This is a genomic window from Solibacillus sp. FSL K6-1554, assembly GCF_038005185.1.
In the GTDB taxonomy this organism is placed as follows: Bacteria; Bacillota; Bacilli; order Bacillales_A; family Planococcaceae; genus Solibacillus; species Solibacillus silvestris.
In genome coordinates, this window is sequence record NZ_JBBOSS010000001.1 from 3,048,878 (window position 1) to 3,070,204 (window position 21,327).

The following is a 21,327-nucleotide window of genomic DNA, read 5'->3' on the forward strand; positions in this document are numbered from 1 at the left end:
ATCGCCCCTTTAGGTCAAAGTTAAATGTGTATGCACTTCTACATTCCCTTTTAACGCTTTACTAATCATACAAGTTTCCTCTGCCTTATATGCATAGCGCTCCGCTATACGACGGGCACGTTCATCTTCCTTATTTTGCAGGTCAATGTCGACATAGTGATGGATCGCTTTATAAGTAAAAACACCATTTGTCACATCAACAAGCCCTTCTGATTTCAAATTCAGCTTTGCATCAATTTGGCTTCGTTCAAGCATTGCCGCCAGTGTAATTAAGTAACAGGTTGCTGCAGCACCGAGCAGCATTTCATCCGGATTTGTCCCAATACCAGGTCCATCCATTTCAGGCGGAATCGAAATTTGCGTCTGCAATCGTTCGGTTTTTAAGTCACCAACCGAATTTCGTCCCCCTGGCCAGTCAATCGTTAATGTAAAAGTATGTACCGTCATTACTATTCACTCTTTTCAATTTTCTTTAACTATAACATTTTTCCCTTAGGATGTTCAGCTAATGAAAACAGCCGACTAACAGAAAGCTCCTGTTAATCGGCTGATGTTTACCATACGTTTTGTTTATATTTTTTATAGTAGTTAACCTGACGGATGAACATGTAGATTTTACGTTTAAAATGCTTGTCCTGTTTATAGAACAACGGATTCACAATTTTCTTTTCCAGAATCAATCGGCGAATATCCTTTTTCACCGCTTCATCGTAAACGAATTTTTTTAATACAATTTTCGGCACGACTGAAAACAGCACATCCCCTTTTAAATACGAGCATGGTTTCGGAATATCGTAAATTAGATCTTCAACAAAGTTGCGCGCCAAATTATGACCCATTGCATTAATATAATAACTTGAACGGCCTTGTCGAATATTTACTTCAAACACTTTAAACTTCCCGTCACGCTCATCATATTTTAAATCAAAGTTTCCGTAACCACGATAGCCGACCGCTTCCAAAAAGCCGCGCAGTTTCGTCATTACTTCTTCGTTATAACGGGAAATAAGCGCCGTGTAATTGCCAATCGCCGTTTTCGTATGTTCCTGAAGGACAACTTGTGCAAACGATACGAGCTGTGTTTCGCCTTTTAAATTGACATAAACAACCGAATCCCACATTGCTGTATCGTCACCGGGAATATAATCCTGAATAATGAGTTCTTCCTGGTAGCCGCTGTTTTTAATCATATCGATCACTTGTTGGACTTCTTCTTTGTTTTCTACTTTGAAAACTTTCGCCTGTCCTTCAAATGGATGACGGCTATACTCAATCCCGTTACTCGGTTTAATAATAACCGGATACATCATCTCGGTTTCGAATTGACCATCATTTTTGCAATCATAAAATACCGTCGTCGGAATATCGATTCCATATTGTTCGCAAAGTTTATAGAAATTGGATTTAATCTGTAAGTCATTCATTAACGTTTCGTCGATATAGTTAAACACAAAGTAATCTCTTAAAATCGCGCTGTTTTCAATAATTAAACGGACGTATAAATCATTTGTGCCGATTAGAATCAGTTTTTCTGCTTCTTTTTCATATTTTTTCGCTACGCTAATTAAAATTTTGGCAAACTGGTCTGGTTCACCAAGTTTTTTGTCATACTCAATTGCACGTGGAATATTACTTAAGTTCGTAAAAGGTAAAACACCTTTCCCTACTAGAATCGGACGGATCTTATATTCTTCATGGAAAGATATCGCCATGTTGTATGCATTAATATCAGTACCGACAATAATCGGTAAAAATGGTTGTCGAGTCATTACTATACTTCCTCTCAATCTGTTCAACGGTATTCTTATTTGATTTATCACTTATTTATCATACAATACTCTATCGATTTATGCTGTATTTTGTAAATGGTTTTTATTATTTCCCGAATATTTTAATGAAACTTCTCCTCGTTTAAAACGTACGTATTAAGTAAGAGGTGATCGGGATGAATGCTCAATTACAATTATTCTTCACAAACATTGATAAAATCGTTTTATATTTTGGGGCAGATGCAAAATATTTTTATATTGACCTTGCACTAAAACTGACTGTCCGCAATATTGTATTTAACTATGAGGATTATGAAAGCGTGCGTCAACAAATTAAAAACAATACAAAATGGTATAACTTTGCTCGCGTTAATACTCAGATTATTAATACATATTATGTTCATTATGCAAATGAACCTGAAAAAATCGGTGAGGTTATAAATCTCCATAAATTATTGACGAAGCAGTTTAGCCGCCATGAAGACAGCTATATAGCGGCTGCCTATTTAAACTCGGAAGAACATATCGAGCGAATCGGTCTGTTAATTACAGATTTAATGGACAAACAAAGCGTAAAATATGCGCCTTTAAAACTTTCCACTAGTACGATGCTTGCCGGGCGTGTGGAAGATACTAAAGTATTGGCAAATAGTGTGGAAAAGTATTATCAGGCGCTTGTGTCTATCGGATATGAACGAACAAAGGACACGACAAATACAGCTGTCATTTTAACAATCGGAACAGGGGATTTTCATAATGAAACCTTTGCCCGATTAAAAGAGCTGACGACTTTTATTAGAAAAACAGAAAAAAAACTTACACCGTACCATTACAATACGATTGCCCTGCTCTCGCTTGCGAAGTTCGAAGTGCACCAATTCCCGGCACTACATGATATGCATGAAGAAATTTGCCGCTTTTTAAAGGTGGATCGAAGCCAGTTTAACTCATTGCTGGTAGCCACTCAAATTTACACATCGACTGAATCTATCGGTGACTTACCCTCATATGATGTAGATTTCTCCACAATTATTTTCTCTGCTGCAGAGCATTCAAATTCTGGTCGTTATGAAAGCGACCTTCCTGCTGGCGGTGCTGACTGAAAGAAAAATAAAAAAACTGTGCTGAACCGGAAGAGACTCCATTCAGCACAGTTTTATTAATTTTGTTTACGTTCTTTTGCATATTCAGCAGCTGCCGTAAATACGATGTCCGTTGAAGAATTCAATGCTGTTTCACAAGAATCCTGGACTACACCGATGATAAAACCAATTGCCACGACTTGCATCGCAATATCATCTGAAATCCCAAATAGGCTACATGCTAACGGAATCAGTAATAGCGACCCGCCTGCAACACCGGAAGCACCAGCAGCCGATACTGCAGCCATTACCATTAAGATGACCGCAGTCAGGAAATCAACTTCGATACCTAATGTATGAGCAGCTGCCATTGTCAGTACGGAAATTGTAATCGCAGCCCCGCCCATATTTATTGTTGCACCTAAAGGTATCGATACAGCATATGTATCTTTATTTAATTTCAGCTTCTCTGCCAATGCCATATTGACTGGAATATTAGCCGCTGAACTACGTGTGAAAAAGGCTGTAATTCCGCTCTCTTTTATAGATGTAAAAATAAGCGGATACGGATTTCTGCGTGCTACTGTATATACAATAAGTGGATTTACAACGAGCGCTACAAAGAACATTGTTCCTACTAAGATCAGAATTAGACGAGCATATTCCCCTAATGCTGAAAGGCCTGTCGTTGAAATCGCTTCAAATACTATTCCTAAAATACCGAATGGCGCTAAGTTAATAATCCATTGCACAACTTTTGTAATCGCATCCGAAAAATTCGCCATAACACTTTTTGTTGAATCATTCGCAGCTTTTAAAGCAATCCCTAAAACAACTGCCCAAGCTAAAATGCCGAGATAATTTGCGTTCATAATTGCACTTACCGGGTTTGTCACGATATTGAATAATAATGTTTCAAACACTTCTAGTATCCCGCTAGGCGGAGCCACATCCTGTGCTTCTGTTTTTAATGTTAATACTGTCGGGAAAATAAAGCTTGCAATGACGGCAACAAATCCTGCCGCGAATGTCGCAACTCCGTATAAAGCTAGAATCATTTTCATATTTGTTGCTTTGCCGCCAGCATGTGAAGCAATCGCATTAATAACAAGCACGAACACCAAAATCGGTGCAACTGCTTTTAAGGCTGAAACGAATAGAGTTCCTAGAATGGTAATACCACTCACCGCTTCCGGTATCGTCAGTGCTAAAATAACACCAATAATTATACCAATAATAATACGGTTTACTAAGTTAATGCTGTTCCATTTTTCGAACAATCTTTTCATAATTTCCCCCGCTATTCTAAGATGTTACATTGCTTCTGGATGTTTGAGAACGAGTAAGTGATTGGATCTGATCAATGCACTACAAAATTCTCCGGCTGAAGCTACTTTTCTATATAACACTTCAAAATTTAATAATTTACTATAGACCAATAATACAATGTGCGACTAAATAACACAACTGTATTTTTCCACAGTACAATGTTAAGAAGCAACTTTAAACTGCTTCAGAATTTTTTTGGATTATTTTATAAAATATTGAAGCTAAAACTTGCTGGAATAACATCCCGAAAACGACCGGCATCGCTACTTTTGACGGAAAATATGTGGTAGCGATAACGACCCCTACCGCAATATTCCGCATTCCTCCATTAAAAACAAATGTCGCCTGATCAGCCTCTGATTTCCATAACAGCCGACCAAGTACAAGGGAGAATACATAGCCAGAAACTGCCAAAAACAGGACAACAGCAATAACTTTCGCAAGCTCCAAGTCAATCGTTTTTACATAAGGTGCAATTGCACTACTATTAATCATAATAATGCCGAATAAACAGAGCTTTGAAACTAAAGACATTGGTTTTCCATATTGTTCGAATAACTTCCCTTTCGTCCATTCGTTTACAAGGATACCCAATATAGACGGTAAAACAATCATCCAAATAAGATCAAAAATAAGTGCTGATGTATTTAGTGATATCGATTCCCCGACAACTAAATGCAAAATTAATGGCATAAGGATCGGAGCAAGCAGAGTATCAATCAATATAATGGCGAGAGATAAAGGCAAGTTTCCTTTACTGATCGTCACCCAAATGACGCTCGTAACCCCTGTTGGTACGGCAACGGATATTAGAAATCCAATCGTTAATAAGCGGTCATCGAATATGAGTTCCGCCAGAAAGAACGCCCATAAAGGCATGAGAATATGTAGAAAAGCGATGACAAATAAAATCGTTTTAGGGTATTGTTTAAACACTTTTATATCGCGAAATTTTAGATTCAAGCTGCTGATGAATGTCATCACGGCAAATAATACCGGGACTAGAAAAAGAAAATGTGTTCCGATTTTTTCGAGCAGCACACCGATGACTAAACTGAGGGGTGTTAATACCGGCATCCACTTTTGAATAAATTGATTGAGCAATTGAACCATGCATTGTGCCTCTTTTCTTGAATTTATATTCCTTACCGAATTGTATCATAAGCGGATTACGTCCGGACCAGAATGAAATTCAACCATCAATTTAGTAAAGCAACCGTTTAAATAGATAAGTTTGCAAAGATTATGGTATTTTTATGATAGGTATTTAAGGAGGTTATTGCATTGTCATTATCTAAAAAGGGCTATCTTGTCTTGTTTGTCGGGATACTTTTATTAATCAGTTCTATCTTTTTCACAACTAACTGGAGCATTACTTCATGGCTTGTATTATTTATCGTCAGTCTGCTATTTTGTACAGTCGGAATCATTATGTTAATTGTACATTTAGTTAAACAAATAAAGTTGGAAAAGCAGAATAAGTAAAACAAATGAAAAATGAGCAACCGTATTGTTGGTTGCTCATTTTTATTTTTCTTCCTTTACGGATAGGATGTTAACGGCTTCTTCAAATTGAATACGTACTGTTTTTCTCGCACGTACGGATGATTTTGCTTTCACTTGAACTTGTTTTTTTTCGCCATTATGCTCAATTTCCACTAAAAAGCATTTTGCACCACATTGCATTTTCAACAGCTCCTTGCTTTAATTATAGTGACATTTGCCCTTATAATCTATTAGCTCAACTTTCGATAATACTAAAAAAAGCCGCAAATAATTGACAATATGTCCATCATTTACGACCTTTTCTTATCCCGCATTAACGGACCGTGGGGATGAAAAATACCCCAACCAATTGGAGTTTCACTTTATGTTGAGGGAACGATAATTTCCCCATCGTCTTCATCTTCAATTTCTCCAACAATTTCTGACAATATATCTTCCATTGTCACAAGACCGATTGTGACACCTTTTTCATCTGTAACAATCGCCATATGGTTGCGCGATTGCTGCATTTTTAAAAACACGTCTTTTATCGCTACTGTTTCCTTATAACGGGGAATCTCACGAATATACGTACTGAAATTATTCTTCCGTCCCGCAGCTATATCTGTCAGCATTTCCTTCGAGTTAATGAAACCGATAAAGGCTGCTGTATTTTTACTGCGATCAATGACCGGATAACGCGTAAATTCGTACTCGTCAATAACAGCAAGAATTTGCTCTAATGTATACGTTTTTTCGATTGTAATTATTTCATTGCGCGGAATCATTACTTCCCGTAATTCCCGTGTATCAAAAGCAAAGATATTTTCTAGATAGGCAAGCTCTGTCTGGTTGATTTCTCCACCTTCATAACTTTGCGTCACAATCATTTTAAGCTCTTCTTCCGAGTAAACTGTATCGTGACCAGCCGGTTTGACACCAAAGATTTTGAGCAGCCCACGAGCAGAACCGTTTAATATCGAGATAATCGGTCCTGTAATTTTACCGAACCAATAAAGTGGCGGTGCCAATAATAGTGTCATTTTTTCTGCATATTGGATGGCCAATGTCTTTGGCATTAATTCACCAAGTACTACGTGTAAAAAAGTAACAACCGATAATGCAATAACATAAGAAAGGGCTGTTGCAACCGCCGCTGGAATGCTGAAGTAGTCAAAAACAGGCTCAAGCATTTTCTCTACGGTCGGTTCCCCGAGTGCACCAAGAATTAACGCTGTAATCGTAATTCCAAGCTGACAGGCTGACAAATAATAATCCAAATCCTGTGTTACCTTTTTTGCCGTGACGGCTTTTTTATTGCCCTCTGCGATCAGCTGATCGATTCGTGACATACGCACTTTTAAAATTGAGAATTCTGCTCCAACGAAAAAGGCTGTTAACAAAATAAATACTGCAATTAAAATTAAATTTATCATTATAATACTGTCCAATTAATTCCCCCGAAATATGAGGGATTCACCTCCAAGACATATAAAGTATCGATCATTTACTGCTGAAGTTTATATTGTCTTAATACAACTTCTTTAATTTGATAATTGTCCATATCCGAAATGACCCAAATATGGTCGTCGAATTTAATTTCATCACCGATTTGAAGCTCTTCACCGTTTTTGATTGAATCGATGTTCGTATGCTGAATCCAGCCGCCAATTGTATCTATCTCTTCACTGTCCTCAAACTCAAAACCGAAGCGATCTTCCAGTTCATCGAGCAGAACACGACCATTAATCGTATATTCGTTTTCTCCTGACTTACGGATATCATCTACTTCATCCTCGTCAAATTCATCCCGAATCTCTCCAACCAGCTCTTCCAAAACGTCTTCCATCGTTAATACTCCGGCTGTACCGCCATATTCATCGATAATGACCGTCATATGCACTTTCGCCTTTTGCATTTTTAATAGTGCATCCTGGATACTAGTCACACCTAAAACAAATGGTACTTTCGTTAAAAACTGCTCGAGCTGTACTGTTCGATTTGAAACGATATAGCTAAGAAGCTTGTTTGCATTAATCACACCAATAATGCGGTCTTTATCATTATTTTCAACAATCGGATAACGTGTATAGTTATGTTCATCTAAAATTTGGATAATCTCTTCGGCGCTCATATCTTTGTCGATTGTAACTAAGTCTGTTCGAGGCACCATAATATCTTTTGCAACACGCTCATCAAAAGCAAATACATTTTCTAAATATTTCAGTTCTTGTTGGTCAATTTGTCCGCCCTGGAAACTCTGTGCCATAATAATTTTCAGTTCTTCTTCAGAATAGGCCTGCTCTTCACTTGCTGATTTAACACCAACTGCACGTAATAGTAACCGAGATGTTCCATTTAATGCCTGAATAAACGGATACATAATTTTACCGAACCAATAAAGTGGTCCTGCAAGCATTAAAGTTACTTTCTCGGAAAACTGAATCGCTAACGTTTTTGGCGCCATTTCGCCAATTACTACATGCAAATAACTTACAATAGCTAGTGCAATTACATAAGAAGCAGCCGAAGCTACAACATCCGAAACATTTAACCAGTCAAATACAGGATATAGCAGTTCTTTTACATACGGCTTCGTAAACGCTCCTAAACCGATTGCTGTAATGGTAATACCAAGCTGACAGGCAGATAAATAATAATCTAGGTCTCCTGCTACTTTTTTTGCAATGACTGCTTTCTTATTGCCTTCCAAAATCAATTGGTCAATACGGGATTTACGAATTTTAACAACGGCAAATTCAGCTGCAACGAAAAATCCAGTTAAACCTAAAAAAATAATTAATAAAATGATGTTTAATATGGTGTTTACGTCCAATTACTTCCCTCAGCGTGAGGGATTCACCTCCAAAAATAATTTAATAGTAATTCGGTCTTTCTGATATGTACCCAACTATCCTATTGAACATGCTAACTATAATGGTGAAGTTACTAATTCTTATAGAAGAATTATTGCCCTCAAAACCATCACGTTACAGTTTATAAAAATTATATAGTTTTTTTTATCAAATCACAATAAATTGTGCCCAATAAATATAGAACTATAAAAAAAGCTTTCAACTTTGAATAATCAAAGCTGAAAACTTTTAATAAATTTATTCTACATCCATTGAAGATTTTAAAATTTCGCCATTATATAATTGAACTTTTTCATATTCGTCTTTCTCCACTTGGAGAACGAATGTATGAGGGACGCCTTCATCTTCACATTTTTGTCCTACATTGTCGATTAATTGAACTGCTAAGTAATTACCGTGTTTGTAAACATTATCGACTGAAGTACCACAGCTACCCGAGTAAGTAACTATAAATACGGCCATATATTTATCCATATCAAGCGTGAAATTGTCTACATCAAAGCGAGCTTGCAAGGATTCAAACTGTCCTTGCGTATTTGCATAAGCAATATGCGGTACGAGCGTCTCGTAAATCGGTGCAATTTTTTCATCATACTTAATAATTTCAAATGGTACTGCCTGTTTTTCGGTAAATTTAACTTCTGTATTTTCTCCATTACTACAACCTGCCAACAACAATAAGATTATAGCGAACAAATATTTTTTCATCATAAATTCCCTTCTCTTTTACATCTTCATAGTGAATTTTAGTTTACTTTCAAACAATTTTCAAATCTTCAACCTTACTTTAAATAATTGTCCATTTGTTAACACTTCCCCTTAGTCCAATATGTAATAAAACATATTAAACTAAATTTCTGGGCGAAAATTATAATCACTACGGTATTTTGACTCATATTAGGCGAATTCCTATTGGCGTTTATCCACATTTACATACATTACAAAGAATACTTAAGAAAGAAGGTATGCTTGTTGTATCAAAATCCGTTTGAACGCTTTGATGAGAGCCCTGCAGGACAACCATTTCAACAACAGTTTTTCCCAGCCCCACCCGGTCAAGGCCCGGGAGGTTTTCCAGGAGGACCTGGTGGGTTCCCTGGCGGACCAGGATTCCCTGGTGGAGCACCGGGATTCCCTGGTGGTAGTCCAGGTGGGTTCCCTGGTGGCCCAGGAATCCCTGGTGGTGGTCCTGGCAGTCCTGGTGGAGGTCCTGGTGGTAATACCCCAATGCCAATGGGTCCGCCCCCTACCTTTACTCCCCAAATGCAACAATTATCTGCTGGCCAGTCACAGCAAGGTTCCAGTGGTATAAGACGTTGTATTTTCCGTAATACGTTTATTTGGCAACGAAACGGAAATAGTTTCTGGTTCTTCCCGACGTTTGTTACGCAAAATATCATTTTAGGCTTTAGATGGAGTCGTTTCGGTTGGGTATACAGTTCAGTAAACCGTAACTCAATCCTGACTTTCCAATGTTTCTAGGCTAAAGGTAAATACAAAAGCTCTTATGCGGTAGTATTCATACTACCGCATAAGAGCTTTTACTTATTGTTGGGCTGCTTCTTTTACAGTTTGATTTTCATGTAATTTTCTCATTGCAAAGCTTGCCATTGAAGTCGTCTGTTTGACCAACAAATTTAGGCATAATTTTACCTACTAGAGGACCCGCTACTAAACGTACAAGCAATACGACGATAATCAACATAATCGGTAAAATTTTTAACGTATAAAAATAGACTTCCTTAGTAAAACCTCGCTCAAATCTCATAATGAGCGGGGTTGCTAAATCTTTTACTTCTTTTTGCAACAGAAAAAGCAATGACAACGATATATGCCATTGCTTCGCTAACTGGTTAAATAAATTCAGACGTTACAGCTTCAGTTCCTGCGGTTCGCCATCATTCATTAATTTGATTGTGATTGGATCGAATTGAAGTGTCACCATATCCCCGTCTTCTGAAGTAAAAACGTCTTTAAAGAAGTTTGTAATTTTCAGCTTTAATGTATCATCTTTTACTTCGCTTAGTTTTGCTGTAATTTCTAAATATGGGGCATCAAGATCTTCCTTAGTATAGCCCAGTAAAATATGAGTGTAGGGATTTTCATTTAAATCGTACACTTTTTGGGAATCCTCTGTTGTTGTCGCATATAGTGTGAAGTCTTCATTTGTAAATGTCATGTAACGAACATAAGGGTGACGTCCGTTTAATGTAGCCATTGTTCCAATTTTATGATCTTTAATAATTGAAAGTACTTTTTCCTTTAATGTTTCCATTACGATACCTCCCTTAGTATAGTTGAATTTCTTCCTGGTTTTTTCCGTTTTTATTCATAATTCTCATTCTTGTCGGCGTAACTTGAATGAGCACAAAGTTCCCGTCCGCATGCTCTGAATATTTTTCAAGCAGCTGCTGCTTTACAACATCATTTAATGTTGTCGCTGCATTGCCTTCGATTTCTAAAAATGTTTCAAGTATGCCATCGCTTTCATAGCCTAATAAAATATGGGTACCGCCATATTCCTTAATTTCACGGACGACATCGGAATCTTCCTTTGCCACGGTATACAGTTTTGATTCAACATAGTGAAATGTCATGTAGCGTGAATTAGGCACACCGTTATTATTTGTGGCCATAACGCCAATACTGTTTTCATTTAAAATTTGTAATGCAATTTCTTTATTACTCATATTTTCACTCCTCCGGTAAATTAAGTTCCATTATTCGTGAGATGAGAAGCACGTCCAACTTGATAGAAGCCAATTTGCATAATTGCTGATGTGCTGATGCTTTTATAATTCCCCTAATAAATTTAAATAAAACAACTTTCTTCATATTCAACGCAGCTTATAGTCCTCTCGCTTTTCCTCGTTTTAAAAATGACCACGTAAAAAACTCATTTATATTAATTACTAATCTGTAAAAAATTATAAGATATAGGGATATTTGTTTGAATATTAAAAAATTTGTAGATAAAATGAAATTGGAATAGATATCCTTTATTCTGCATGACAAAGAAAAACTATATGTAAGGAGGACATTGGATGAAAAGATTTACTTGGCTTTCTCTTATTCTCACAACTCTTTTATTAGTTTTGGCTGCGTGTAGCGACGCCGAAGAGACGACAAATGAGTCAACGCAAGGCGATAGCGGCACGACAGAAGGTACAACAGAAGAAAAAGCTTCCGGCAAGCTCGTCATTTACACAGGGCGTGATGAAAACATGGTACAGGGTGTTATTGAAAAATTTAATGAGCGTTACCCGGATATTGAAGTGGAATATATGACAATGGGTGCCCAGCAAATTTTAGAGCGTGTCCGTGGTGAAAAAGCCAATCCACAAGGGGATTTTTGGTGGGGTGGTACACAAGCTGCGATGATGGTTGCCGCAAATGAAGATTTACTTTTACAGTGGGATCCTTCATTTATCGATGCGATTGACCCTCTTCATAAAGATGAACAAAATCGATGGGTCGGTGAAATGCTATTACCTGAAGTCATTATGATTAATAGTGATGTCATGTCACCAGAAGAAGGACCTCAGGATTGGGACGATTTACTTGATCCGAAGTGGAAAGATGAGATTTTAATTCGCGGTGTCCTTGCTTCAGGAACGATGCGGACAATTTATTCTTCTATGATTTTCCGTCAAGGTGCTGATGATCCGTCAAAAGGCTATGAATGGTTGAAGCAACTGGATGCGAACACGAAAGAATATACGCAGGATCCTAATGCATTGTATTTGAAACTGGCACGTCAAGAAGGTTCGATTTCATTATGGAACTTGCAGGATATTTTACTGAAAAAACATACAACGGATTACACGTTTGACTTTATTTATCCGGAAAGTGGTGCACCGATTTTAGTCGATGCAGTCGGTATTGTAAACAATGCGAAAAACGAAGAAAATGCGAAATTATTTATGGAATTCCTGTTCGATCAGGAGACAATGATTGAGCTTTCAAAAGAGTATTACCAAATTCCAACACGTACTGATATTGCAGCGGATGCTATGCCGGACTGGTATAAAGAGCTGGATTTGAAATCTTTGGAGATCGATTGGCAAGTTATGGCCGATAAAGAAGCGGAATGGATGGAATATTGGGATACAAACATTAAAGGTAAAGGTAAATAGTAGTTATAGACTGACCTCTGAATTAAGAGGTCTTTCTTTTCATAATTTGTCGGTGTGAAGGGAGTTGGATTGGATGAAAGCTGTTCATATTAACGACGTTTCAAAAAAATTCGGTGATGTCGTAAGTGTCAAAGATTTAGAGTTGGATATAAAATCGGGTGAGTTTTTTACATTTTTAGGACCTAGCGGATGTGGCAAGACAACTACATTACGGATGATCGCCGGATTTTACTACCCTTCTAAAGGAAAGATTTATTTTGACAATCAGGATGTCACAACATTGCAGCCTAATAAACGTAATATCGGAATGGTGTTTCAAAACTATGCACTCTTCCCGCATATGACCGTCAATGAAAATATCGCATTCGGTCTGGAAATCCGGAAATATGATAAAAAAACAATTAAAGAAAAGGTTGACCGGATACGAGAGCTCGTTCATTTAGGACCATATGGCACACGTAAGATCAATGAGTTATCAGGTGGACAACAGCAGCGTGTTGCTTTGGCACGAGCACTTGTTATTGAACCTGATATCTTGCTGCTGGATGAGCCATTATCCAATTTGGATGCAAAGCTGCGTGAGGAAACACGCATTGAAATTAAACGAATTCAGTCAGAGCTGGGTGTGACGACAATCTACGTTACCCATGACCAGACTGAAGCAATGGCAATGTCGGATCGGATTATGGTAATGGAGCATGGTGTCGTTAAACAAATTGGTACACCACAGGAAATATACCACCGTCCAAACAACCGCTTCGTCGCTACTTTTATCGGAGAAACAAACTTGCTTACAATGAAAGTTCAATCGATTGAGGACAATATTATTACTGTTACAAATGAGAAAGAACTTGAACTCCAAGGCCTGACAGAAAACTTGGCACCGGGTCTTCAAGTATCAACCGGTGACGAAATTTATGTATCAATCCGTCCTGAAGCATTTGAAAATGGTCCTGGTGAAAACACCGTTACAGGTATCGTTGAGCTGATTGAATTTACTGGAGTCAGCGTAAATTACTTTATTAAATGGAATGATACAACATTAAAAGCAATGATAATTAGTCGGGGTACTGTAATACTGCAAGCTGGCGATATGATTGAATTACATATCCCTAAACAAAATATTTATTTTCTAGGAGAATAAGAGAGGAGGCACACAATGAGCAAAAAATCCGTTGACACATACGAAGCGAGTTGGTGGTCTCGTCTTACACAATCACGCTATTTTGTCTATATTCTCATCTCCCCGCTGTTTTTAATTTTATTTGCCTATGTCATTTATCCATTTTACTCAACATTTATTCAAAGTTTTGCAGGCGACAATCAGCTAGCAAACTATCAGAAGTTTTTCAGTTTGGAAAGTACAGCCAATTTAGAGGCACTTTGGAACAGCTTTTATATATCGATTATTAGTGTTATATGCTGTGCTGTTGTCGGGGTAATGATGGCCTTTTTACTGGAGCGCTATGATTTCCCGGGTCGTAGGCTGCTCTCCATTTTAGTACTTGTCCCGATGGCATTGCCCCCGTTAGTCGGGGTGTTATCCTTTACATTTTTATATGGCGAAAGCGGCATTTTCCCGCGCTTATTTCAGCAGATGTTTCAATTGGAAGATGTACCGTTTGCATTGAAAGGGATTTGGGGTGTTATTGTTGTTCATACGTTTACTATGTATACGTACTTTTATTTAACTGCTTCTGCCGCAATTAAAGGGCTTGATCCTTCTCTGGAAGAAGCCGCAACAAGCCTTGGTGCAAGCCGGATCCGTGTTTGGCGGAAGATTATTTTGCCGATGCTTACCCCTTCTTTAATCGCATCTTCCCTGCTCGTTTTCATGGTGTCGATGGCATCCTATACCGCGCCGCTTATGTTCGGGGTTGAACGTACGATGACAATGCAAATTTACTTATCACGGACAAACGGCAATCTGGATATGGCGGCAGCACAGTCAACCATTTTATCGTTCGTATCTATCACCTTTTTACTTATAATGCGTTGGTACCAAAACCGACGCAATTATCAAAATTTAAGTAAAGGCATAAGTGTTCACCGCTCTGAAGTGAACTCGAAGCCTTTAAAATATTTAGCGGTCACACTGTCATTCATCGGTACATTAATTTTAATTCTGCCGATTTTGGTGCTGATTTTAATTTCGTTTTCTAAAGATGGTGCTTGGACAATTCAAATTTTACCAACGGAATATACACTCGACCATTACAAAGCGCTCTTTACTGATGAGCGGACATGGCGTCCAATTTGGAACTCGCTGCAGATGGGCTTCATCGCAACAGTCGGCAATATTATATTCGGTGTTGCTGCAGCATATGCCATGGTCAGACTTAGTTTCAAGGGGAAAACAGCGCTCGATATTTTAATTACGATTCCTTGGGCATTGCCAGGTACAGTTGTAGCCGTCAACTTAATCGCAGCCTTCTCTACAGAAAGTGTATTTACATTCGACCAAGTATTGATCGGTTCATTCTGGATTTTACCGCTTGCGTATTTTATCCGGCATTTGCCGCTTGTCTTCAGGTCAACATCAGCATCCCTCATGCAGCTGGACCAGTCTGTAGAAGAAGCTTCCCGGAGTTTAGGGGCATCATGGTGGTACACATTCAGAAGAATTGTCATTCCCCTAACTTTATCCGGCGTTCTTGCCGGGACATTGTTGGCTTTTGTCCAAAGTATAGGGGAATTCGTCGCATCGATTTTAATTTATAATACGTCGACTATTCCATTGTCGGTTGCAATTTTCCAAAAGTTGTATGCCTTCAAGTTTGGGACGGCGTGCGCGTATGGTGTGCTGCAGATTATTTTAATCCTGATTGTACTGATTATTTCAGAACGATTATCGAAAGGTTCTGCAGGAAGCGCAATATAGCAAAAAAAAAGTAAAAGCATAAAAACTGCTTTTACTTTTTTCTTTATTGCTATAGCTCTTTAACCATCCAAACTTCATCATAATAGTTACCGTCAACTTTCAATGCATGTCGTTCCAATGCATATTGCTTAAATCCTAAAGATTCATAAAGGGCAATTGCCCGTTCATTCGTTGATTCCACTGTTAGATGCAGCTGTTCAAGACCCTCGTTTTCTCTTAATAGACGCAGCAACTCCTCTACCAAGGCACGCGCAACGCCCTTCTCTCTTTCTTCTGGCATAACATACATACCTACAAGAAAGCCTTTATGATTTAATTTTGCGTTTGTTTCCCTTTTAAATGTCGCAATTGCGATCAGTTGGCTCTCTTTAAATGCCCCAAGTGTAAATTTATCGGCTTGCGGGCGAAGTCGTTGTTCAATTTCCGGAACCGTATAATTATTCTCATGTTCATAAGACGAGCTAAAAAATGTTGGATAATTTAAAAGTCCATGCAATCTGACTTTATGATATTGTTCCGCATCTTTATAACCTAATATTCTAATATTCATCTTTTCACCTCTTAAATTTACGTCCCTTATTATATACCCCGTTTCTTAATCTTTTACACTATTTCGCTAGTATCGCTAATTCTATTTCGCTACGTAATAGGGCTGGCGCATCGGCATAAACCCCAATATATTTTGCCTTTTTTTCATATCCGCCAACTAATTGGATTGATTGCAATTGCTTCATTTCAATTACAAAAGCGGGCTGTTCATCTGTATTACCTAATACTTTAAAATGATAGACATTTTTATCTTCTTCTATCGACTTATGAAGGTGTGCAATATTAGTCACATCAATTTTTGTTTGTTTCAATAAGCCATTGGATAGATATAGATTTCCGTTTTCAATACGAACTGGATTTAGCGTTAATGCACGAAAATCTGCAAGTAAGAATACGAGTCCATAAAGTGATAGAACTGTATGGCCCCAAGCTAAAATTGGTAGCCGATCATGAAAGAACCAATGAAATGCGATTCCTTCAAACAATGCCGCATGAAAAATCATTACTAAAAAAGGTACATACATCGTATTTTTGTAAACGGAAAATCCGGTAGGCTGTTTTTTCTTCCAACTGCAAAACGCATAATAAAAAACTAGCATTTCTGAGCAAAGTACCCTAATGAGAATGTTATCTTTCACTTTCTCCGCTACGATTCGAGGAAACGCAAAAATAAGTTGCTCCTGCTCTAATTTAACTGCCCGAATAATGCTTGGTAAATATTTGATAAAAATAAATAAAATGAATAATTCTATAAGAACCAACCCAGCTTCTACAGCGATTGCAGAAAGTGTTAAATAACGGAAAGGTTCCATCAATCCATCAGGGATTACTAGTCGAGCAAATAAAATACCGGCAGCGATAAAGACAACGAAATTTTGGACTGTCCATTTGCCCTTTTGCAGCAAAAGAAGCGCTGGTGCCACAACTGCACAGTCAATTAGCGAACCGATCACCATCCCACGCGCTTGCCCATCTGAAAGTGTGGAAACAAACGATAACTGATAAACAATCATATTACCCATTAAAATGATACAAGCAATCAGGAGCCATTTATAATCAAATACTCTTTGGAAAACCATCGCAATCCCCTTCCTTAAATGCATTACATAAATTCCCATAAATCTGGTATTTCCATTATAATCTAATGTTACCCTTCCATCATTAAAAAACGCAGAAGTTCACATAAACTTCTACGTTTGGATTTATTGTATTTAATCGTTATTGTATTAGCCATTCACAAGGATATCCTTCATCAGTTCCCGGTTGCGCTTTTCGAACACTTCGTTATGCGAAGAAACTTTTGCATACTGATCTGCTGTCGGTTCAAGACTAATTTTGATGGCGTTGATCGCATTGACAGCATCCTGGAATGTACCGGTAATTAAATATACTTTATTATCATATTTGGAAATATCGCCAACAGCATAAATACCGTCAACCGATGTAAGTCCTTTACCGTCCGTCAAATAATAATAGTCATAGTCTTTATCTTTTTCCGGAGAGAGTGCCGCATCAAAAGAAAATGAAGAATCCCGGTCATAGCCGTGATTTACTAGGACATCATCTACAACGATTTTCGATGTTTCCTTTGTTACGACATTTTCCAAAATGACTTCTTCTATTTTTGTTTTTGTCTCATTTGCTACAAGTGTTTTTATCTGTGTATTTGTAATGATGGGAACGCCATTATCCTGCAAATGTCGGATTTGTGCTTCGTGCGCAGATAGCTTTTCGCCTCTGTAAATGACGGTAATCTGCTTGGCAATACCGATCAGATCCTTCGCCCAGTCAATCGCCGAATTGCCGCCGCCTGAAATTAGCAGTGACTTGTCCTTAAAGCTTTGAATACCTCGAATTGTATAATGCAAGTTCGATACTTCATACTTTTCCGCACCTTCAATATGCAATTTAATCGGACTAATAATGCCGCCGCCTACTGCAACGATCACTTTTTTCGAATAGTGTTTTTCGCCTGAACTTGTCTCAATCACAAATAAATATTCTTTTTTCGTGATGAAATCGACTTTCGTATTTAGACATACAGTTGGCTTAAATGTCAGTCCTTGTTTAACCAGATTTTCAATGACTTGCTGTGCAGGAGTTGCAGGCATGCCGCCAATATCCCAAATAATTTTTTCAGGATAAACATGCAGCTTACCGCCAAGCGTAGGCTGAAATTCAATGATTTTTGTTTTTAAATCTCTCAACCCTGCATAGAACGCACTGTATAATCCACTTGGACCACCGCCAATTATCGTTACATCATAAATATCGTTCATTCGAAACACTCCATTCTTTTCATTATCGGTCAATTACACTTTTCGCGAAATTGCAGCCGGATTCCATTGACTAAGTTGCAGCTAAACGAGCATTCCGGATTTCGAATGGTGTCTTCCGATTGGTACTACAGAAGGCGAATCCGAAACAGGATCTTGTGTGACCACACAGTTTAGATTAAATATATCTTTGATTAATTCACTCGTAATCACGTGTGCTGGTGTTCCCTCCGAAACAAGTCGACCTTTATGTAAAGCAAAAATATAGTCGGCATAGCGGGCGGATAAATTAATATCATGGAGTACCATTACAATTGTCGTACCATGTTTACGATTTAAATCCGTCAGCAAGTCCAAAATCTCCACTTGGTAGGTAATATCCAAGTAGGTTGTCGGTTCATCTAGAAACAAAATATCGGTTTGCTGTGCAAGTGCCATGGCAATCCATACACGTTGTCTCTGCCCTCCTGACAGCTCATCGATATGACTGTCTGCAAGTTCGGTAATATTCATCATTTCCATCGCTTCCGCAACTGCATCATAATCCTCTGTTGACCAGCCTTTTAACAAGCTCTGATGAGGAAATCGGCCCCGTCCAACTAAATCGGCTACCGTGATGCCTTCCGGTACGATCGGTGATTGCGGAAGAAGTCCTAAAACACGTGCAAGCTGCTTCGGCGGGATTTTGTTAATTAATTTATCATCCAACAATACTTGGCCGGAGATTGGCTTGATTAATCGTGCCATCGTTTTTAAAAGTGTTGATTTCCCACAGCCATTCGAACCGATAATAATGCTGATTTTGTTGCTAGGAATCGCTAGACTTACACCGTGTAAAATCGCTTTGTTGTCATAGCCTGCAACAAGATTTTCCGTTTGGAATGTATGTGTCGATTTCATCATAAATCTCCTTTCCGATTAATACGGATTAATAAATAAATTAAGTATGGTGCACCGATTATCCCTGTAATGACCCCTACCGGATAGCGTGTCTCAAAAGCAAACTGTCCGATAAGATCTGCTGCCAATACTAAAATGACCCCGATTAAACCCGCAGGAATAAGACCTGAAAATCCGACACCGACCAATTTTTTTGCAATGGGACCTGCCAGGAAGGAAATAAAGGCAATCGGACCCGTTGCAGCAGTCGCCAATGCAATCATGAGCACCGACTTAATAATAAGGATCACTCTCGTTTGGTTTGTATTGACGCCTAGAGACGTTGCCGCCTGTTCACCAAGCTCCAGCATTTCCAGACGCTTTGCAAAGTACATCAAGATCGGTGTACATATACACACGACAAGAATTAACGGGTATAAGTTAGTCAATTTTGCACCGTTTAAACTACCGCTCAGCCATCTCATTGCAGCGGGAATATCATGTGTATTTCCGATTAGCATTAAATAGTTGATAAAGGCCGTCAGCATCGCCTGAATGCCGATACCGATTAAAATTAGTCGACCAATCGAAAAGGATGTGCCTTTCGCCAGCAGATAGATAAAGATAGCTGTTGCAAGCCCTCCGATTACAGCTGCGATGGATACAACAGTATTGCTTGCATTTAATACAATGATACAAAATACTGCCGCAGCACTTGAACCTGTTGTAATTCCGATTACATTTGGATTTGCCAGCGGGTTGCGCAGCATTGTCTGGAATATGTAACCCCCGACACCAAATGCAAAGCCTGCAAACAAACCGGCTACCATTCTCGGGAAACGAATTGTATTGACCGCAAAAGATGCTCCCTTCACTTGTTCACCTAGTAAAACCTTTATAACATCTTGCACCGGATAAATCGTGTTGCCAAGCATAAGCATCAAACCGCAAAGTACGAGCGAAATAATTGCCATCAAGGAAGTCATCAATATAAACCGGCGTTTTCTTTTTAATCTTGACGTTTTAATCATCTTCATCGTTTCATTCATCATATTGCACGCATTTTCGCTTTCATCGTAATTAAAATTAAAATCGGCGCACCTATAAAGGCCGTCACAATTCCAACTTCGAGCTCACTTGGACTGCCAAGAAGCCTTCCGATCACATCGGAAAAGGTTAAAATAACCGCCCCCGACAATGCTGACATCGGAATAATATAACGTAGATCAGGACCTACTACGAGACGTACGATATGTGTAGCTAATAAACCAATAAAGCCGATTGGACCTGCCAAAGCAGTCGCAGCACCACATAATAATACGCCACCTAATGCCGCTACAATTCTTACTGTACCTGTGCGAACCCCTAGCCCTGTCGCGACATCATCACCTAATGCCAACGCATTTAATGCCGGCGCTGTAAAAAAGGCAATGAATAGTCCTACCGCGATAAATGGAATAAATAAAGTAATTGTATCCCAGCTTCCTGACCCGACACTCCCTACTTGCCAAAATCTGAATTGATCCATTACATTCGTTCGCGGAATCATAATGGCAACGACCATTGAAGATAAAATAGCGCTCGTAGCTGCACCTGCCAAAACGAGCTTTAATGGTGTCGCCCCGCCTCTTCCCATTGAACCGATTCCAAATACAAAAATAGCGGTAATAAAAGCTCCCGCTATCGCAAGCCAAATATACTGATTTGCAGAACTGATATTCAAAAAGGCAATACCGCAAACGACAAAAAGGGATGCCCCTGTATTTACACCTAATATACTTGGATCTGCAATAGGGTTACGTGTAACCGATTGCATAAGCGCTCCGGAAACACCTAATGCTGCGCCGCATAATAAACAGAAAATCGTTCGTACCACACGCTGTCTTACTACGTTCGCTTCATGAGACTGAGCTTCTGAATGGAATAACCCATTCAGAAGCTCTGTCCAGCTAATCATCCGCGAACCAAATATAAGTGATGCAAGTATACATAGTCCGAGTAAAATCGTTAAAAGCAATAATACTTTTATAAAATTACGCGGCATTATAATTTGCTTCTTTTCTAA

The 21,327-nt window shown here is 38.6% G+C and carries 23 protein-coding genes; 6 read left to right on the forward strand and 17 right to left on the reverse strand.

The genetic code is table 11. The features are described 5' to 3' along the window. Positions 1-9 precede the first annotated feature (9 nt). Both MHB58_RS15280 and MHB58_RS15285 read right to left on the reverse strand, forming a co-directional pair. Positions 10-447: an SACOL1771 family peroxiredoxin gene (locus tag MHB58_RS15280; protein WP_008405990.1), complete on the reverse strand. Its 438-nt coding sequence runs from the start codon at positions 445-447 to the stop codon at positions 10-12. Between the two features lie 107 nt (positions 448-554). After that, positions 555-1,769 (reverse strand): carboxylate--amine ligase, encoded by a 1,215-nt coding sequence (locus MHB58_RS15285; protein WP_065216916.1) that lies wholly within the window; start codon positions 1,767-1,769, stop codon positions 555-557. 176 nt (positions 1,770-1,945) lie between these two features. Here MHB58_RS15285 and MHB58_RS15290 point away from each other — a divergent pair, with 176 nt between their 5' ends. After that, positions 1,946-2,872: a DUF4003 family protein gene (locus MHB58_RS15290; RefSeq protein ID WP_065216915.1), complete on the forward strand. Its 927-nt coding sequence runs from the start codon at positions 1,946-1,948 to the stop codon at positions 2,870-2,872. Positions 2,873-2,928: 56 nt separating this feature from the next. Here the strand turns inward: MHB58_RS15290 and sstT are convergent, their stop codons facing one another. Together sstT and MHB58_RS15300 are read right to left on the reverse strand one after the other, a co-directional pair. Further along, positions 2,929-4,140: a serine/threonine transporter SstT gene (gene sstT / locus MHB58_RS15295; protein WP_065216914.1), complete on the reverse strand. Its 1,212-nt coding sequence runs from the start codon at positions 4,138-4,140 to the stop codon at positions 2,929-2,931. Positions 4,141-4,354: 214 nt separating this feature from the next. Beyond that, positions 4,355-5,293 (reverse strand): bile acid:sodium symporter family protein, encoded by a 939-nt coding sequence (locus tag MHB58_RS15300; protein WP_340735495.1) that lies wholly within the window; start codon positions 5,291-5,293, stop codon positions 4,355-4,357. A gap of 171 nt (positions 5,294-5,464) precedes the next feature. On the opposite strand from MHB58_RS15300, the gene MHB58_RS15305 reads away from it, so the two are divergent. Next, positions 5,465-5,665: a hypothetical protein gene (locus MHB58_RS15305; protein ID WP_008405995.1), complete on the forward strand. Its 201-nt coding sequence runs from the start codon at positions 5,465-5,467 to the stop codon at positions 5,663-5,665. 42 nt (positions 5,666-5,707) lie between these two features. Here the strand turns inward: MHB58_RS15305 and MHB58_RS15310 are convergent, their stop codons facing one another. From MHB58_RS15310 to MHB58_RS15325, 4 genes are all read right to left on the reverse strand, one after another. After that, on the reverse strand, positions 5,708-5,866 hold the full coding sequence (locus tag MHB58_RS15310) for a hypothetical protein (protein ID WP_008406002.1): 159 nt from the start codon (positions 5,864-5,866) through the stop codon (positions 5,708-5,710). Positions 5,867-6,048: 182 nt separating this feature from the next. Continuing rightward, the gene (locus tag MHB58_RS15315; RefSeq protein WP_340735496.1) at positions 6,049-7,116 is read right to left on the reverse strand and encodes a hemolysin family protein; all 1,068 of its coding nucleotides are present in this window, start codon (positions 7,114-7,116) and stop codon (positions 6,049-6,051) included. Positions 7,117-7,172: 56 nt separating this feature from the next. Further along, a complete protein-coding gene (locus MHB58_RS15320; protein WP_008406006.1) occupies positions 7,173-8,501 on the reverse strand; it encodes a hemolysin family protein in 1,329 nt (442 codons plus the stop codon). A gap of 277 nt (positions 8,502-8,778) precedes the next feature. Beyond that, entirely contained in the window at positions 8,779-9,252 is a 474-nt protein-coding gene (locus MHB58_RS15325) for a Fe-S oxidoreductase (RefSeq protein ID WP_008406007.1), read from the reverse strand. Between the two features lie 261 nt (positions 9,253-9,513). On the opposite strand from MHB58_RS15325, the gene MHB58_RS15330 reads away from it, so the two are divergent. Beyond that, positions 9,514-10,023, forward strand: a complete 510-nt coding sequence (locus MHB58_RS15330) for a hypothetical protein (RefSeq protein WP_340735497.1) — start codon at positions 9,514-9,516, stop codon at positions 10,021-10,023. Between the two features lie 97 nt (positions 10,024-10,120). Here the strand turns inward: MHB58_RS15330 and MHB58_RS15335 are convergent, their stop codons facing one another. The 3 genes from MHB58_RS15335 to MHB58_RS15345 are packed head-to-tail and all read right to left on the reverse strand — an operon-like array spanning position 10,121 to position 11,231. Continuing rightward, positions 10,121-10,366 carry a hypothetical protein gene (locus MHB58_RS15335; RefSeq protein WP_051032357.1) on the reverse strand — a complete coding sequence of 82 codons (246 nt, stop codon included), beginning with the start codon at positions 10,364-10,366 and terminating at the stop codon, positions 10,121-10,123. A 45-nt stretch (positions 10,367-10,411) separates the two neighbouring features. After that, complete coding sequence (locus MHB58_RS15340; RefSeq protein ID WP_014823008.1) at positions 10,412-10,816, reverse strand: pyridoxamine 5'-phosphate oxidase family protein; 405 nt, start codon at positions 10,814-10,816, stop codon at positions 10,412-10,414. A gap of 13 nt (positions 10,817-10,829) precedes the next feature. Beyond that, the gene (locus MHB58_RS15345) at positions 10,830-11,231 is read right to left on the reverse strand and encodes a pyridoxamine 5'-phosphate oxidase family protein (protein WP_008406016.1); all 402 of its coding nucleotides are present in this window, start codon (positions 11,229-11,231) and stop codon (positions 10,830-10,832) included. A gap of 354 nt (positions 11,232-11,585) precedes the next feature. On the opposite strand from MHB58_RS15345, the gene MHB58_RS15350 reads away from it, so the two are divergent. From MHB58_RS15350 to MHB58_RS15360, 3 genes are all read left to right on the forward strand, one after another. Beyond that, positions 11,586-12,677 (forward strand): extracellular solute-binding protein, encoded by a 1,092-nt coding sequence (locus MHB58_RS15350; protein WP_014823006.1) that lies wholly within the window; start codon positions 11,586-11,588, stop codon positions 12,675-12,677. 73 nt (positions 12,678-12,750) lie between these two features. Continuing rightward, positions 12,751-13,821, forward strand: a complete 1,071-nt coding sequence (locus MHB58_RS15355; protein WP_340735498.1) for an ABC transporter ATP-binding protein — start codon at positions 12,751-12,753, stop codon at positions 13,819-13,821. Between the two features lie 15 nt (positions 13,822-13,836). Beyond that, the gene (locus MHB58_RS15360; protein WP_340735499.1) at positions 13,837-15,558 is read left to right on the forward strand and encodes an ABC transporter permease; all 1,722 of its coding nucleotides are present in this window, start codon (positions 13,837-13,839) and stop codon (positions 15,556-15,558) included. A 49-nt stretch (positions 15,559-15,607) separates the two neighbouring features. On the opposite strand, the gene MHB58_RS15365 is transcribed toward MHB58_RS15360, so the two are convergent. The 6 genes from MHB58_RS15365 to MHB58_RS15390 all read right to left on the reverse strand — a co-directional run bounded on the left by MHB58_RS15365 (position 15,608) and on the right by MHB58_RS15390 (position 21,306). Further along, positions 15,608-16,108 (reverse strand): GNAT family N-acetyltransferase, encoded by a 501-nt coding sequence (locus tag MHB58_RS15365; RefSeq protein WP_014823003.1) that lies wholly within the window; start codon positions 16,106-16,108, stop codon positions 15,608-15,610. Positions 16,109-16,166: 58 nt separating this feature from the next. Beyond that, on the reverse strand, positions 16,167-17,186 hold the full coding sequence (locus MHB58_RS15370; RefSeq protein ID WP_339262860.1) for a hypothetical protein: 1,020 nt from the start codon (positions 17,184-17,186) through the stop codon (positions 16,167-16,169). A gap of 147 nt (positions 17,187-17,333) precedes the next feature. After that, entirely contained in the window at positions 17,334-18,386 is a 1,053-nt protein-coding gene (locus MHB58_RS15375) for an NAD(P)/FAD-dependent oxidoreductase (protein ID WP_340735500.1), read from the reverse strand. A gap of 81 nt (positions 18,387-18,467) precedes the next feature. After that, positions 18,468-19,283: an ABC transporter ATP-binding protein gene (locus MHB58_RS15380; protein WP_340735501.1), complete on the reverse strand. Its 816-nt coding sequence runs from the start codon at positions 19,281-19,283 to the stop codon at positions 18,468-18,470. Further along, the gene (locus tag MHB58_RS15385) at positions 19,283-20,314 is read right to left on the reverse strand and encodes a FecCD family ABC transporter permease (protein WP_340735502.1); all 1,032 of its coding nucleotides are present in this window, start codon (positions 20,312-20,314) and stop codon (positions 19,283-19,285) included. Before MHB58_RS15385 ends, MHB58_RS15380 begins: the two co-directional genes overlap by 1 nt. Next, complete coding sequence (locus tag MHB58_RS15390) at positions 20,311-21,306, reverse strand: FecCD family ABC transporter permease (RefSeq protein WP_445683151.1); 996 nt, start codon at positions 21,304-21,306, stop codon at positions 20,311-20,313. Before MHB58_RS15390 ends, MHB58_RS15385 begins: the two co-directional genes overlap by 4 nt. Positions 21,307-21,327: the final 21 nt, after the last annotated feature.